The sequence below is a fragment of the Vibrio splendidus genome (assembly GCF_001557875.1).
GTDB classification, from domain to species: domain Bacteria; phylum Pseudomonadota; class Gammaproteobacteria; order Enterobacterales; family Vibrionaceae; genus Vibrio; species Vibrio splendidus_F.
On the sequence record NZ_LNRF01000001.1, the window covers coordinates 1,077,499 to 1,093,351 of the forward strand.

16 protein-coding genes are annotated in these 15,853 nt (G+C 40.9%); 5 read left to right on the forward strand and 11 right to left on the reverse strand.

Annotation, left to right across the window (positions count from 1 at the left end; genetic code table 11):
* Positions 1-96: 96 nt before the first annotated feature.
* The 5 genes from ATB74_RS04565 to ATB74_RS04580 form a co-directional block, all read right to left on the reverse strand.
* Entirely contained in the window at positions 97-849 is a 753-nt protein-coding gene (locus ATB74_RS04565; RefSeq protein ID WP_061017738.1) for a DUF481 domain-containing protein, read from the reverse strand.
* Positions 850-1,011: 162 nt separating this feature from the next.
* Positions 1,012-1,176 (reverse strand): hypothetical protein, encoded by a 165-nt coding sequence (locus ATB74_RS24060; protein ID WP_155645121.1) that lies wholly within the window; start codon positions 1,174-1,176, stop codon positions 1,012-1,014.
* Positions 1,177-1,445: 269 nt separating this feature from the next.
* A complete protein-coding gene (locus ATB74_RS04570) occupies positions 1,446-1,736 on the reverse strand; it encodes a putative quinol monooxygenase (RefSeq protein ID WP_061016848.1) in 291 nt (96 codons plus the stop codon).
* Positions 1,737-1,939: 203 nt separating this feature from the next.
* Entirely contained in the window at positions 1,940-3,310 is a 1,371-nt protein-coding gene (locus tag ATB74_RS04575; protein WP_061016849.1) for an endonuclease/exonuclease/phosphatase family protein, read from the reverse strand.
* A 279-nt stretch (positions 3,311-3,589) separates the two neighbouring features.
* Positions 3,590-4,732: an acyl-CoA desaturase gene (locus ATB74_RS04580; protein WP_061016851.1), complete on the reverse strand. Its 1,143-nt coding sequence runs from the start codon at positions 4,730-4,732 to the stop codon at positions 3,590-3,592.
* Positions 4,733-4,898: 166 nt separating this feature from the next.
* Between ATB74_RS04580 and ATB74_RS04585 the strand changes: the two genes are divergently transcribed.
* Positions 4,899-5,444 carry a GNAT family N-acetyltransferase gene (locus ATB74_RS04585; RefSeq protein WP_060981238.1) on the forward strand — a complete coding sequence of 182 codons (546 nt, stop codon included), beginning with the start codon at positions 4,899-4,901 and terminating at the stop codon, positions 5,442-5,444.
* 169 nt (positions 5,445-5,613) lie between these two features.
* Here the strand turns inward: ATB74_RS04585 and ATB74_RS04590 are convergent, their stop codons facing one another.
* The 4 genes from ATB74_RS04590 to ATB74_RS04605 form a co-directional block, all read right to left on the reverse strand.
* Positions 5,614-6,639, reverse strand: coding sequence for a GGDEF domain-containing protein (locus tag ATB74_RS04590; RefSeq protein WP_081090084.1), 1,026 nt, complete (start codon positions 6,637-6,639; stop codon positions 5,614-5,616).
* Positions 6,640-6,923: 284 nt separating this feature from the next.
* Entirely contained in the window at positions 6,924-7,859 is a 936-nt protein-coding gene (gene ylqF, locus ATB74_RS04595) for a ribosome biogenesis GTPase YlqF (RefSeq protein WP_029405588.1), read from the reverse strand.
* Positions 7,860-8,075: 216 nt separating this feature from the next.
* Positions 8,076-9,071 carry a DUF2955 domain-containing protein gene (locus tag ATB74_RS04600; RefSeq protein ID WP_061016856.1) on the reverse strand — a complete coding sequence of 332 codons (996 nt, stop codon included), beginning with the start codon at positions 9,069-9,071 and terminating at the stop codon, positions 8,076-8,078.
* A complete protein-coding gene (locus ATB74_RS04605; protein WP_061016858.1) occupies positions 9,061-10,167 on the reverse strand; it encodes an HlyD family secretion protein in 1,107 nt (368 codons plus the stop codon). The genes ATB74_RS04600 and ATB74_RS04605 overlap by 11 nt, the downstream gene beginning before the upstream one ends.
* 357 nt (positions 10,168-10,524) lie before the next feature.
* Here ATB74_RS04605 and ATB74_RS04610 point away from each other — a divergent pair, with 357 nt between their 5' ends.
* From ATB74_RS04610 to ATB74_RS04625, 4 genes are all read left to right on the forward strand, one after another.
* Positions 10,525-10,737, forward strand: coding sequence for a hypothetical protein (locus ATB74_RS04610; RefSeq protein WP_244270901.1), 213 nt, complete (start codon positions 10,525-10,527; stop codon positions 10,735-10,737).
* 209 nt (positions 10,738-10,946) lie between these two features.
* Positions 10,947-11,951, forward strand: coding sequence for a helix-turn-helix domain-containing protein (locus ATB74_RS04615; RefSeq protein WP_061016859.1), 1,005 nt, complete (start codon positions 10,947-10,949; stop codon positions 11,949-11,951).
* 188 nt (positions 11,952-12,139) lie between these two features.
* Positions 12,140-13,585, forward strand: coding sequence for a pyridoxal phosphate-dependent decarboxylase family protein (locus ATB74_RS04620; protein ID WP_061016861.1), 1,446 nt, complete (start codon positions 12,140-12,142; stop codon positions 13,583-13,585).
* 120 nt (positions 13,586-13,705) lie between these two features.
* Entirely contained in the window at positions 13,706-14,269 is a 564-nt protein-coding gene (locus ATB74_RS04625; protein ID WP_061016865.1) for a hypothetical protein, read from the forward strand.
* A 36-nt stretch (positions 14,270-14,305) separates the two neighbouring features.
* On the opposite strand, the gene ATB74_RS04630 is transcribed toward ATB74_RS04625, so the two are convergent.
* A complete protein-coding gene (locus tag ATB74_RS04630; protein ID WP_060981246.1) occupies positions 14,306-14,626 on the reverse strand; it encodes a c-type cytochrome in 321 nt (106 codons plus the stop codon).
* Between the two features lie 536 nt (positions 14,627-15,162).
* A complete protein-coding gene (locus tag ATB74_RS04640) occupies positions 15,163-15,852 on the reverse strand; it encodes a helix-turn-helix domain-containing protein (protein WP_061016869.1) in 690 nt (229 codons plus the stop codon).
* Between the last annotated feature and the right edge of the window lies 1 nt (position 15,853).

A 15,853-nucleotide genomic window follows, 5' to 3' on the forward strand; every position in this document is an offset into this window, starting at 1 on the left:
GAGATGCTTTAGATTTAACTAGATACTTCAAGGCCCTCATTGTGAGGGCCTTTTGCTATTGTGGGCTATATTAAGTGAGGAAAGCGGTGAGGGCGGTTAGAAGTCGTAGTTTAGATTCATTGAGCTGTAGATTTCGGCGTTACTTTGGTCAGATGCAACAGTGGTGTTGTAGATATATTCGGTATCAAAAGTAAGAGCCAAATTGCCCATCAAGATATTCTTTAGATAGCCTTTGAGGTTGTAATTGGTGTTCTCTTCACCGTAAGCCATATTTACTGTAGTGCCCATGGAAAATGTATCTGTAAGCGTCAGAGAACCATCAATACTGGCATTGACGATCAGTTCATAGTTCTCTTTGTTCGAAAACTCTTCATCGGAGGATTGGCGTTGACTGATTCGGTAACCCGGGCCAGCAGAGCCTTGAAGTTTAATTCTTTCAGTATCATAAAAGTGGCGCCCCAATCCTGTAGCCGTTATGAATTGTTTACGATAAGTACCAAAGTGGTCGTGTTCAAAACGTGTTGTCGCGACCAAATAGGTGACTTCGTTTAAGTCATAGCTTATGCCATAGTTGGTGGTATAGCGATTGGTGCCGTCTTCATCGTTTTCAGCATCAGTATAGTAGGTGTCAAACTGAACTCGTTGGCCCCAGTTCTCTTTTTTGTATCCAACAGAGATTCCAGAGTTGATCGACAAAGATGAGCTGGTGTTTTGTGAGTATATAAAACCGAGCTTGGTCAAGGTTGTGAAGGGGGATTCTTCAGCTTCTTCTTGTAACTCAGAGCCCTCGCTTAATACGATTTCATCCTTGAGTTCCACTTCTTCAACCTCTTCTGAGAATAAGGGCACAGAGAAAACGATTAGAACTAAAGGTAGCTTTGCTAGGGATCGTGTGGATGAAACTGTGCTTGTTAATGGGCGCGTTGTTTGTGAGATAGCGTGTGTCGACATAATGGTTTGGTACATAAAGTGATTGAACACGACGAACTAAGTGTTAGTCGTGATGAGTAGTCAGTGATCGAATCGAACCGTTGGTATTGCCGGTGCAGCTTTCATCGTTATCGACTCCCAATTCATTTTTGGAGTCGGAATGGTATGCACGGATTGGATTAAGTGTAGGTGCTGATTGAATAAGCTTACTTCACTTACAGCGCCCTCAAGTTGTTTGTTATTCATCTACATTCCTGTCGGCTGTTGTTCTTTGTCGCTTAGTTTATGGTCAAAGCGCGCGAACAGTATTTAAATGAATGTGAATGATCTTTCGTGAGGTTGCTTGATATTCGTTTAGGAATATTTCGATTGTGGATAGGTTAGGCTCTGTTTATGAGGGAGGAAGTGGCACATCGAGGCGGGTGCAAAATGAACTCGAAAAAGCATGACAGGCAAGAAAAGCGAAACCCTGCGATCAGAGCAGGGTTTTTATTGAATCAGTACTGAGTGACTGGTTAAGCAATGTGCGTCATTTTGTTAAGCACAAAGGTTTCAATACTACCTTCGGTCGCAGCCATGTAGTCAGCGATGTGTTGGCTCGCTAAGTGTTTCTCTAGATGAGCTTCAGACTCCCAGTTTTCATGAAAAACGAAGTGAGCCGGATTATCGTTATCTTGGTGTAGATCGTAGTTAATACAGCCATCTTCAACACGGGTTTTATCGACCAATTTAATCATCTCGGATTTAACTAACTCAATCTTACTTCCTTTAGAGACGATTGTTGCAATAATGGTTAGCTTACTCATTCTAATTCCTTGGTTTTTAACTCAATAAGTGCAAGTAATATAAGTATAAATTCAGATTGAAGAAAGAGTTCTGAAATCCAATAACTATGGTTCTTGGTATCCACAATACAAATTCGAGAGCATAACGCTGGTGACAATCGGTTAAGCTTATTAAAAAAGCCCTCATAGTAATATGAGGGCCTCTTAGGTCTCAATTGAATGGATTAGTTACTGAAATCAGCCTTGACCCAAACCATACGGTGATCTGAAGAAACATCCTTTCCATTACCATAATCACCAATTCGTGAGTCATTGAATAGCTTACGTCCTTCTTCATAAGAAGCGGCCCAGTAAACACCAGAATCAACGATGTTAAGTGTTGCTGAAGGTAGTGCGTAATCTACAGCAAGTCCAAATGTCGAAGTGATACGGTTCGGCTGTGGGTGAGACGATGATTTATCTACCGCATGTTCAGCGGCACCGTAACTTGTTGGGTACAAGCTGCCATTGGTGACATCTTGGTTAACTAATGCATCATTGTGCAAGTCCTGCATTACAGAACTAATACCGTCGCCATCTACTGGGTCTAGGTTTTGATCGCCCATCATGACAAAGTGTTTACCTTGCTCTAAGCCGCCAGTTTTTCCTGAGTCGTCATAGATGAATGATTTGTTTTGGATGTACTGGTGCCAGAAGTCGACTTCTGCTGCGTTTTGTTGGATGTTTTTACCTACATCGAAAGCGGGTGGAGTAGGGTGTGACATTAATAAGTGAACGGTTTCTGTACCATCTTTGGTAGGGATTAGGATTGGTGCATCAACGTGGTTCTTTGAAGACAAACGAACTTCTTTCCACTCTTCAGCTGAGTACCATTCATCGCCGCAGTTCATGCCTGCAGGGATCGTATTTGAACCATCACAAACAGTGATTGTTGGGATAGTTGCTCCTTCAAGATCTTTCCATTTGAACTCTTGAAATGTACGAGTATTGGCAGTGTCTATCTCATATTTAGACATCAGAGCAAACGCGTATTGACCATGGTAGAAACCGAAGCCCCATGCATCTCCTGGCAGTGTTCCAGCGTTACCATCATTATCTAAATCAAAACCAAACTCGTTCAGTAAACCTGTATTGGTAGAATAGCTTTCAAAGTATGGGTATGAAATTGGCTCTAGGTTCGTGTCGCCACCTGCACCTTCAATACTTTGAGCAACAGAAAGGTAGTTTTTTTGAAAACCTTCAAGCGCTGATTTATCAGCACCTGTTCCGTCATTGTTAAACTCAGCCATCATAAGCACATCAGGACGATTCTTTTGAATCACAGCAGCGACGTTGCGGATCTGAATAACTTTTGCTGCCTTTTCTTTGTCAGCGGCGCTAATTGTATTGTCCAAATAATCGGACACCAACGTCGCTTGAACGCTAGGTTCGATTTGCATTTCAGTGACGAGATCTTGAAAGGTTGCGCGGTCAAATGACAAGTTATAGGTAGCGATCTTAACTTCTTCAGGTTGAACGTAATCCGTGTCGTTGCTGCAACCAATTAAAAGTGCAGAAGAGATGGCGAAAGCGATAGATGTTTTTAACAATTTCATAAAATGGGTCCGCTAATTGCTGAAAGAATTTTGGGACGCGCATATTATGGGATGGATATCGTTCTGTAAGTGATATTTGTCACAGCTAATTATATATGTTGACACCTTGTTGCATTAAAAGTGTGACATTTGGAACTAGTATCTGTTATTAGAATAAATACTTAAATTTCATGAATTTAATTAGATCTGTGAAATAAAAAAGCCCTCATGGCAAGATGAGGGCTTCTGAATGAGAAATAAACAGACTTGTTATTGGTGTGTTAGGCGTACTACACCACCTTAAGCATATTGTTCCACTGTCATCGCCCAATTTTTCTTCTGTTGTTCGAAATTCATTTTGATTTGCTGGTAACGAACTTTAAGAACTGAGTGTTCGTACTTCTTCACAACATCTTCACGTTTACTTTCAAGTAGCTGCTTTTTGACTTCGTAGTACTCGTTCATGTTTGATACTAGAGCATCGAACTCTTGCTGAAGCTTGTCTGCGATTTGTTGCTTGTCGGCACGGTGCATAATTTTTTGCTGCGTGCGTTTAAGTAGCATAGACGCTTCGGCTTTCTCGATACGAGCTTGAGGGGTTTTCTTTAGCTTACTTGCCAGTCCCATCAGCGAAGCACTCTTGATCAACCACTTTGTTGGATCGTATTGCCACCAGTAAATTCCGTTACGGTAGTCGTTCTCAAAGATGTGGTGGAAGTTATGGTAGCCTTCGCCAAAAGTAAGAACTGCTAACACACCGTTATCACGGGCTGTGTTTTTGTCAGTAAAAGGTTGGCTACCCCAGATGTGAGCAAGGGAGTTGATGAAGAATGTCGTGTGGTGGTTAAGTACCAAACGAACAGCACCTACGATTAACAACATGCCAAGCACGTCACCGTAAATAACACCTAAAGCGATAGGAACACCGAAGTTCATCAGCAATGCCAACAGAACATAGTGCTTGTGCTGCCACATAACAATCTTGTCTTTTTTAAGATCACGGCAGTTTTCATAGTTTTCATACATTGAGGTACTGTAATTACGAATCATCCAGCCTATGTGTGAGTACCAAAACCCTCGTTTTGCAGAGTATGGGTCTTTGTCATTGTTATCGACATGCTTGTGGTGTACTCGATGATCAGAAGACCAGTGTAGCGCGCTGTTCTGCAGGGCAAATGCACCACCTAATGCAAATAAGAATCTTAGGCTTGAATGCGCTTCAAAAGCTTTGTGTGACCATAAACGGTGATAACCTGTCGTGATTGAAAGGTTACAGAACGTAAAACAGATCGCTAGCCATATCCAGTGCTCCATACCATAGCCAAAAAAGTAGCCATAAACAGGGGCCGCAACAACAGCAAGCAGCATACTAAAAGAGAATATAAAAATATTGAGCCAGATTAATGGCGGCTTTTTTGTTGATGGGTTATCGGCACTATTCATTAGCAAATTTCCATTGGGCTTACATCTGTGCGCTAGAATATCAGCGTACACGTGTAAGTCAAGATTGAAAGTGTAAACGTGTATTAGTATGTTTTACTTAAATATTGTATAAAGGTAGTGTGAAATGTAGTAGCAAGTCATAAATGGAAGTACTAAGGGCTAATAAATGGAAATTAAGGTAGCTGAATATAAAGATTATGAGCGGATTGCCCAATTACATGCGGATAGCTGGAAGCTATATTACCGCGGCATTCTTGCTGATGATTACTTAGAGAATGATGTTTTGGAGGACAGATCTGTTATTTGGCAGACTCGTTTGATTAATCCTCCTTTCAACCAACATGTTTTATTGCTTGAAGAAGGCGGTTTACTGGTTGGTTTCGTCTGCGCGTTTGGTAATCACAACTTTGAGCGTGGCACGTTCATTGATGCGTTACATGTAGACAATAATTATCGCGGTAGAGGTATTGGTAAGCGTCTACTGTCTGAATTATCGAAATGGTTGCAGCAATACTATTCGGACTCAGGGCTTTACCTAGAGGTGATGTCTGAGAACCACCAAGCGATAGCTTTTTATGAGGCGATTGGCGGCAAAGAAGAACTTGAGCAAGTTTGGAACGCACCATGCGGTAGCCAAGTGAACGAGAAAGTGATTTCTTGGAACTCTCCTGTTGAACTTGAACAGAAAACAGCAAGCGTCGTGTATTCTTAGTTGATTCTTGTTTAATACTGGTTTTTTGCTAATTAACAACTTCTGACCGAAGTTACTTTAAAGTCGAAGAACAAAGACAAAAGCCCCGAGCATTAAATTGTTCGGGGCTTTTTTGATTGGATTCGTGGCCGTTTTAATGATTCGCTAAGACGCGTGAAATACTGGGCGATTAATCACACCATGTGATCTTATTCCTACCGCCTTTCTTCGAAATGTAGAGTGCTTGGTCGGCGTCGTCGATAAGTTGCTCTACAGAACCAAGGGCCTGCGGTGCATGTTTCACACCGATTGAAATCGTTACTTCTAACCTAAGGCGAGAAGGGGATTCTAAAAGGGAATTAACTAGCGATTTAATTGAAGCCTCGGTTTCTCCTTGAACCATCACCAAAAACTCTTCACCACCGTATCGAAAGCAGTTACTACTGGTCGGTAGTCGTTTTTGAATTTCATCGGCCAATTCTTTGATCACCATATCGCCCATTTGGTGGCCGTAGGTGTCGTTAATCAGTTTGAAATGATCAATATCTATCATGATCGATGTAATGGATAGCTGACGGTTTATGCTCGGTTCTATCACCTGATGAAGATAAAGGCGGTTGTAGCAGCCCGTTAGCGCGTCTTGATAAGAAAGCGCCTCAAACATATTGGATTGTTTGCGAAGCTGAATCGCTTGTTTACGCAGTTGCTCGGATTGAGCGAAACGTTTGTGTACTTCTAAATCACGTCTTATACAGGCCGCTGAGATTAGGATGTAAGCCGAAATATAAACAGAAATTGTTTCGATCTCATGCTTTGGCTCGGCTTCATAAAGCAGTGGTGCAAGGCCGATGAGATAAGCCAAAAAGATAAACGACAGGGTAGAGATACTGTACTTGGCTGACAACCTTGAAAACGTACCAATGTAGATCATCACTAAAATGATACCGCCTTGGTAATCGAAGTTGTTCAGCTCAATAGCAAGTCGACCGACATAGACCAAGAAAAGTGAGCTAATTACAAGGAAAGTGCTTTCTACGAGTTCCAAAACGTTGGGTTTGTTTGTAATGCAGTATCTGGCAACAGCCATCATCAATAGAAAAAGTATGACTCGGAATATGATAGGTGTAATGCACTCGCTACCAAAGTGGATGTAGTCGGTGATGATGAAAGCACAGAATATTGAGATTGGGATGTAGATGAAATTTATGTACGGCAAATAAATTTCATTATCGAAATAGGTTTTAAATCTTTGATTCTTGAACCCAGAATAAGAGCGCATTGAGAAATTAGCCGAGATTGATACACAATAATTTGCGTAGTATGTCACAGTCTTTGGGATTGTAAACGGCCGTTTCTATAGATTTGTCAGTATGTTAGCTAGATCAACAAACGGTAACACGCAATACTCACGCTCTATTATCGATAGAACGTGAATATCTTAGAGGCTGGTGTAAGAGTGGTAAACAGAAACTAAAGTAGATTAATAAAAACTAATAGCGATTAACGCTTGTTCTTCAAGTAGCGCTTACGACGCTCTTCTTTTTTCTTAATCTGTTGTTCGGCTTTCAGCGCAGCCGCTTCTTCAACTTCGATCAGCTCTTGTGTGATCATTTCAGGTAGCTCAAGTGTTACCTTACCTAAAGTGCCGTTACGCAATTCGTGAAGTAGGATTTCCGAACATTTGTGAATGTCGATATGACCACCGGCACGTAGTGCACCACGCTTACGACCAATTGCTTCCATCAATTCGATGTCAGACTCTGGCAGCTCTTCAATTTGGTAACGTTCTTGCAAAAGGTTAGGGTACTGCTTTGCTAGGTATTCTACTGTGTAGAATGCCACTTCATCGTATTCCATTGCCGTATCTTTTACAGCACCTGTTGCAGCCAAGCGGAAGCCACTGTGTGGGTTTTCTACTTTAGGCCAAAGGATTCCAGGAGTGTCAGAAAGAATCACGCCATTTTGTAGGTTGATACGTTGTTGGCGACGAGTTACCGCAGGTTGGTTACCTGTAACCGCAATCGTACGTCCAGCCAAGCAGTTGATGATCGTCGATTTGCCTACGTTAGGGATACCCATGATCATTGTACGAATGTTCTTGCCCATCTGTTCACGGTGTGGCGCCAGCTTGCGTACTAGCTCCATAACGTGGTTAACTTCTTCTTTTACGCTAGTAGTAATCGCAATCGCTTTAACGCCTTGCTCTTTCTCGAAGTGCTCAATCCAACGTTGAGTCAGTTCAGGGTCTGCAAGGTCACGCTTGTTCAACACTTTTACACAAGGCTTATCGCCGCGCAGTGAAGAGATCATTGGGTTTTCGCTACTGAACGGGATACGAGCGTCCAATACTTCGATGATCACATCAACTTGTGGGATAACTTCTTCGATTTCTTTGCGGGCTTTATGCATGTGACCCGGAAACCATTGAATAGACATAGAGACAAACCTTGATAAATATATTTGCTGCACATTGTAAGGGTTCGCTAGGGCGTGTAAAGCGCTATGTTGTACCTGAAGCCATGTCTTTACAGTGTTACCTCGGAGCTATGGATGTCGCCTGACTAGATATGGCAGGAGTTTCCCTGCCATTTAACAACTCTTAGTAACAATGGATGAGATTGTACGAACGACTGACAGTTCTGGTTTGACGGGTTATTTCCTAGATCGAGACTCTAAGAAATAGGTCATAAATACCATGTATAGTAAGACTAAAAATAGCTGGAAAATACGAACGTAGAATTTGTCATCCAATGCGCCGCTGCTTATTGATGTTCCCATAAGTACATTGAACCCGGTAAAGGCCGTAATATATATAGGCGCCTTTTGTGGTTCGGTATAAATCTTTATTCCGAAAAGCGTAATGATACTGAGTACAACCATCATATATACATACATATTCGGTGCTAAAGATATGATGAGAAAAGCGACGAATGTAATTAGGCCTGCGAGGATGTTACTTGCTGTGAAAAATAACGCGGTCTTACCGGACGTTTCACTGCTTGCCATTAACGATAATAACATTACAAATGCAACGGTAAGTAGTATCTGAGAAAGTTGAAAATAGAAGTAAAAGCATACGAGCGGAAACGAAATCACCCATGCGCGCACAGCGGCTGTCCACCGCATTTCTTTGGTCAGTGGGGATGCGGGAAACCCTTCAAAGTCCGTCTTCTCTTCTTCTGGAAAATAAACGTGCGAAAGGGCGTACAAAGCGACGGCCAAAGTGCCTGAAAACGCAAAACCGATTCCTACATTAAGCGCGGATGCTTGATCGATTATCGTTATAGATGGAAGTAATATCAGTTCGATCATTAAGAATGTTGCGAACATGACCCATTTAGGGTCGGTAAACAAATAGTATGCCCAAAGCATCCCGAGTGTGAGTGTAGAAAGAAAGGCAATTTTATACTCAGGTAGCCCTGTTGATACTGCGAATCCAATAGCAGCGGTGGATAGAAGCGCGTAGGCCAACTGTTTGACATGGAGAATATGAAATTGAGGCTTATCAGCGATAAATTTTGCGGTCAGAAGTGGCGTACAAAAAGCTAATGGCCAGCTAAACCATAGTGCAAGGAATGTTGCTAAGCCGACTGTCGTGACGTAGCGAAAAATCCTACGTTCTTGTGCTTGATCTATTTTATCGAACATAAGAGAACAAGCTCACTACATTAATCCAGGTTTTTCCAAGCAGGTTAAATAGAGTGTTTTCGCCAGTATAAACGATGACATCTGCTTGGCCTCCAATTCGCATTGAATGGATCGCCGATGGCTCGTTTATTTTAATCGTAACTGGAATACGTTGTGTGTCTCTTAACCATCCATTTTGGTTTTGTACATTCGCAAGGTCGCCAAGTTGTTCGTTTTTACCCCATGTGACCCCCAAGTCGATTGAAGAAACTGTGCCTTTGAATGTCGTGCCTGGAGCAAGATCTAATGCAATTTCAACGTCATCGCCTGGTTTTATGTTACCGAGACTATTTTCTCTAAAATAAGCTTCAAGCCATAAATTGTCGCTTTCGACGAAGGTGACCAATGGAGAGCCTGAAGAAGCGTAAGAACCTTCTGATAAGCTCAAGTTGGTTACCGCACCATCTGAAGGCGCTGCTAGGGTTGTGCGTGATAAGTCCAATTGGGCTTTTTGTAACTCAAGTAGTGCTGATTGTATTTGTGCATTTTCCTCTCCCTCAGAACCCACTTGAGCTTTGGCTTTTTCTAGATTAGCGTGAGCGTTCATGACTTCAGCATTAGCTTTATCAATCGTGGCACGTGTTGTATCGGCATCAGACTTTGATACGACCCCTTTGTCTGCCATAGCCAATACTCGTTGACCCTGACGCCGAGCATTTTGTTGTGCAACTAACGATGTTGTGAGTTGTGCTTGAGCGGAAATAATACTGGCCATTTGCGCCCCAACTTGCTGTCCGGCTATCTTCAATTTTGCTTCTGCTTGTTTAACGGCTATCTCATAGTCGGTAGAGACAATTTTGAGTAACACGTCATTTTTCTCAACTTTAGTGTTTGCAGTAATATTAATTCTCTCTATTTGTCCTGATACTTGTGGTTTTAAGGAAATGACGTTGCCTTCAACCCTAACGTTGTCGGTAGTTGGAATAATTCTGTCTGAAACTACAGCGATGCCGATGGAAAGGATGGTGAATGCCAATAAGCTGTTTGTTGTTATTTTTACTTTATTGATTGGTTTCTTTTTTTGCGTTTCGGTGTCGATTTGTTTTATTTCTGACATGCGAGGCTCTCAACTTAAGGTTCTGATATGTAGGGATTTAGGTGTTCTACTCCCATCAATGAACCATCAGGTTATTAATGAGATAGTGAACTGTTTTTAAGATGAACATAAGATCAAATATCTTGATTTAATGGCCATATCGTGACATTGAAATTTTTATTGGCGTGATGAAATTGAAATGTATCCTCGGGCAGAGTCCAATCGGTATAAATTAAAGTAGTTATTTTTGATGTGTCGCCAAATGGCTAGCATGGCGTCAGATGAATGATTAGCATCAATTTTTGAATATTATTTGCTGTCAATTTAATGGCTTGATAACTGCAATTAATATAAGACCAACGTTAAATGGAACTGGATATGAAACTGATAAAGACTCTCGCGTTATCTATGATTGTGTTGACTGCCAACGCGTATGCAATCACAGATGCCAGTAAGATTGGCGCAAACTCAGGTGCTATGAATTACTGCTACGATAACTTTTCTGACCCTAGCCAAAATTCGAAATACAAAATTCTAAAAATCAAAACCTATGACAAGTATCGAGATCTACCTAGTGACGAGCGTTATTAATGAAAACGGCAGCAGAAGAAGGCGAGTATTTAGGGGATCCTCTGGATAAGAATCGATGCAATAGCCTAAGAAAGATGCTTTATATTCAGTACAACTAAATAGTATGCATTTAGCCCCTTATTCAATTTACTAATAAGGGGCTTTCTAATTCTTAGGCAGGATTTTCAACATATCAACGTGAAGTGAATAAGGTCGGAAGGTGAAAGCATATGAATAGAGGAGTACCACTTGTTCGCACAGATTGTATTCATGATCTAGCTGAACTCTTTAGTGAAAAAGATATTAATGTCCATTCTTTGATTACTGGTGTTAAAGCACCTGTTGACATACAAACATGTGAATTCCCGTTTATACCTGAGACTGTTTTACTGAACATCATCAGAATGTTTGGTGAAAGTGTTTCGCTGGATACATTTGTGACTCGTGTTTGGTTAATGTGTAAGAACACCTATATACCTGGCGTGATTGCTCATTTGGTTAAAGCAAGGGAGGGCACTGTAAAAGAAGCACTAGAAGAATTCTGTGAAATCATTCGATATTACTCAAGCGGAGTTAGAATATCTTTAAAGCTCCATAATGATTGTTACTGGTTAGTTCGTGAAAAAGAGGGCGCTACACAAGACTGGTTTAAGTACGCCGAGATATTTTCGATCATTTTTCTGGATGAGTTGGTAACAGCTTTGACAAAACAAAACAGCAAAGAAAAGTATGTGACAATTGTTAGCCCACATACGGAGTGCTTTTTTGAATGTTCAAAGTTAGCACATGTTCAGTTTTTCACACTCCGTTCAGTCACAGGTATTCGCCTAAATAACGAACTTTTGAATCAGAAAGTTAACTCACTAAAAAAGTCAGAACGAAGAGTACTCACAGATCGAGAAGGTATCCCTAGTGATTTTTTGTGCTCATTCAAATATGCCATGCAACCATACTTGTCGATGGGAAAGTTACCTATATCAACGGCTGCGAACATATTGGGAATGAGTCCTAGGACTATCCAGAGGCGCTTACTCGGCGCAAGTTTAACTTATCGCGAAGTGTTAGATGATCTTATTTTAAATGAGGCTCAGGTTCGACTGAAGCACTCGGACGACTCAATAACGTCAATAGCTACCAATATCGGCTATGGTGAGTCTGCTAACTTCACTCGTTTCTTTAAACGCAAAACCGGTTTTACTCCCTCACAGTTCCGCAGTAGACATCAGTGCTTATAGGTTGGTGTTTATGGGGAAGCGTTATATTTGATTCAATACTCGATATCTTATTTTTAGAAGTGACACTTTGCTTTCTTTTTCTTGCCATAAGAACTTTAGTAAATCGTATTCGCGTGGCGTGATATGACAATTCCTCAAAGCCCAGATCCAATAACATTATTGGGTAGACAACAAATAGAGGAATCATCATGTCACACCGTTTTAATGAATATCGCTTACCACTTGAAAGCTCTCTGAAACATGCAGTGTCTTACCTAGAATCTTTAGCAGATAGACCGGTAGAGAAAGGTACAACCTCACAAGCTTTACGTGAATCTATCGGCGGAGACTTACCATTGCGACCAACAGACCCATCACAAGTGATTGATGAAATGGTAAAGAATGTCGATGCTGGTTTAATGGCTTCTGGTGGTGCACGTTTCTTTGGGTACGCGATTGGCAGTTCATTTCCTGCTTCACTAGCAGCAGATTGGCTAGTGAGTGCTTGGGACCAAAATGTGCCTTATTACGTTTCTAGCCCTGCTATGTCTGTTGTTGAAGAAACAGCGGCAGAGTGGATGGTTGAGCTATTAGGTTTAAATCAAGGTACGGCGGTAGGTTTCACTTCTGGTGCGCAAGAAGCTATATACACCGGTTTGATAACCGCCCGCAATACACTGCTTGAACGTGCTGGTTGGGATGTAGTCACCAAAGGCTTGTTTGGAGCTCCTCGTATTAACGTTGTTGTCAGTGACCAAATCCACTCAACGATAAAGCGCGCACTGTCAATGATTGGTATCGGTCTAGAAACAATCGTCAAAGTGCCAACAGACGATAACTTACGCATAATTCCAGACAACCTCAAAGCGACTATTTCTGCGCTAGAAGGTCCAACTCTCGTTTGCGCACAGGCTGGCTGTATTGATTCAGGTGCATTCGACCCATTTAATGAACTGGCTGATGCCGTAGAAGCGCATGGTAATGCATGGCTACACGTAGATGGTGCAATTGGTTTATGGGCAGCAGCTAGTGATAAACAAAAATACCTGTTGAAAGGGATTGAGAGAGCAGATTCTATTGATACGGATGGCCATAAATGGTTCAACATGCCGTATGACAGTGGAATGATCATCGTAAAAGACGCCGCTGCGCTATCTAAGGCAATGGGTGGAAGTAATATGGGTGACTACCTTAACGATGCAATGGAAAAACCAGATCGAAACGCAATTAACTTTGGTATTTCTGCATCAAGAAGAGCACGTGGCGTTCCGGTGTATGCAGCGTTCAAATCATTAGGTAAAGAAGGGATTGTTGAGCACATTGATCGTTGTACTGAACTAGCACAGCGTATGGCGAAAAAACTTTCTGCAGTAGAAGGCATCACGATTCTGAACGATGTTGTATCCAATCGTTTCTCAGCTCAATTTGGTCAAGGTGATGATATCTACCGCAATGAACTCACGGATCGAGTTGTTCACCGTTTGCAGGAAGAAGGAACACTATATCCATCAACTTCGGGCTACAAAGGCTTAAAGACGATGCTGTTCTCGGTTTTGAGTTGCCATACTTCGATGGAAGATATTGACCTTTCTGCTGAAAAGATCATTGAAGCATACCTGACGGAGAAAGAATTGATGGATAATGCAGCATCTTAATTCATCCTTCAGAGAGTAAGTCCCAATTGAATATTGGGGCTTTTTATTAATTTTCATCTAATACATGAGTTATGGAATCCTCTGCTTATAGGGTTTTGAAAAATAATTATGGAGTTAATTATGAAATTTAAAGCTACGGTTTACCTATTGTTTTCATTCATATTAGTGGGTTGTTCTGGTTCATTGATCGTTGATGAGCACGTTATCTCTACCGATGGTGAACATCGATTATTTGAAATTGATAGAGGTTTCGAGTCCGTTGGCTATTTTGATTATACTAAGGTTAATAGTAATAATAACAGCGTGTTAAGTACAAATCATACAAAGGTTAAAGTGTTTTTAAGTAACAGTGGTGAGACTATACTTACACAGATTTCGAATTGTAGTAACTGTGATTTTGATTTAAACCGTAAAGGCAACAAAATATTAAGCTACGCGAATACAAATCGAAATACGTTGATGGTTAACAGAAAAAACATTAGTGATTTATACAAGCTACATCCTAGTTATATTTCCAAATTAAATAAGTTGCTACCGGTGGGAGAACAAGTCGATAACATTAATAACTATTGTTTTGACTATTATGAGCTTCCTCAAAGAAGAAGCAATGTTAAAGTCGGAAAGCTCGAGTCTTGTGATATTCCTGTCTCGACAATATCAATGAAACACATCAAAGTAATATGATGTGACGTCTCATTTAAGCAATGCTAAACGCATCAGCTATTCACTATCTTGAGATGAATAAAATGCGGTTATGTCTTTCAAATCTTGATCATTGAGCTTACTTAGTTGTGCTTGCATCATATCTGCGTAGTCGCCTTGTCTGTCTCCGTTTTGATACGCTTTCATTGCATTAAAGAGATAGAGGGGATCTTGACCTGAAAGGTTTGGGTAGGTGCTATTAGTTGATGGGCTGGTGGGGTTATGGCAAAACACACAGCTTGGAGATTTCATTTTACCTAGAGCAGAGTTGCCAAAATCAGCAGCATGAAGGCTAGGCGAAAGGGTAAGCAAGATCAAAGCGAAGGGATGGTAAGTCACGGTTTTACTCCAGTAAAAGCATGACAATAAAGCTTCCCCTTAGGGGAAGCTCAAGGATTATTTGTTCTAGATGAACACTTAATATGGTTTATGGTGCTATTGGTGATTTCTTAGGCAAGTCGTGAGTCAATCGGAGCACCTAAACTTTTTGAAAACAGTTTTTCGCCGACGAGAAGAGTGCAGGGAGGTCTAGGTTTTCTGAGATCGGCTATTGTTGAGTTTTAGTATAGAAAACTACTAAGGGGAGCGGGGACCAAGCTTTGAAATGAAGTTGTACTGTAATTTGTTTCCAGTTCTTATTGAGCCTTTGACGGTGAGGTGCGTCAGCTACTCCATCGTGCCTACGAGCCACTCTAAAAGCCATTTTAGGGGCAGGATTGTCGTGGCCAATAGAACGAGCCACAGCAACGAATAGCACGTAAATCTCTCAGAACAAAAACCGCCGCATTATCAATATTCTTAACGCAAATTAGTAATCCATACCTACTAACTCTAAAATAAACCTATAGCGTGAAAAGGTGTATTGAAATGAATATTCATATTTTGAATTTCATGTCTGGTTGTATAATGTTCTCTAAACTATTGATAAAATTTGCTTTTCTTATTGCTTCTTTTCGGTTACTGACGTTTATTTTTTTATATATGTTGTATACGTGTGTTTTTACCGTACTTTCTGAAATAAACAGTTCGTTTGATATTTCTAAATTTGAATCTCCTCTAATCACCCGTTTGAATATTTGAACTTCTCTTTTTGTAAGGCTAGATAGTATTACTTTCGACTTAAAAGTGTAATCGTGTCTATTAGATAAAATATGTGACATTAACTTTCTCGGTAACCACAAATCGTCATCACACACTGTTTTTAAACAACGGGTAAGATGATCAATAGGTGCGTCCTGATAGATGATCCCCTTTATATTAAACAAGTTGAATAGCTGTACTACGGTAATACTCTGTCCGGTAATGTCTGCAGGAACATCATAGACTACCCATTTATTGGATTCTATTCTTGATAAGATGATGTTGATATCTTCGATATTTGCCAAGAGTAAGTAGCTAATAAGGACGACATCGAAAGTTTTATGGTTACTCGAGCGCCCAATGCTTGCCAAACATTCTCTGCTAAAAGAAAAGCCACTGTATTTTTCTATTTCGCGCTGAATAAACTGGTTGTTAATACCGTTGTCACCAATTAGGAGCATGTGCTTTAAATTATTTCTATGCATA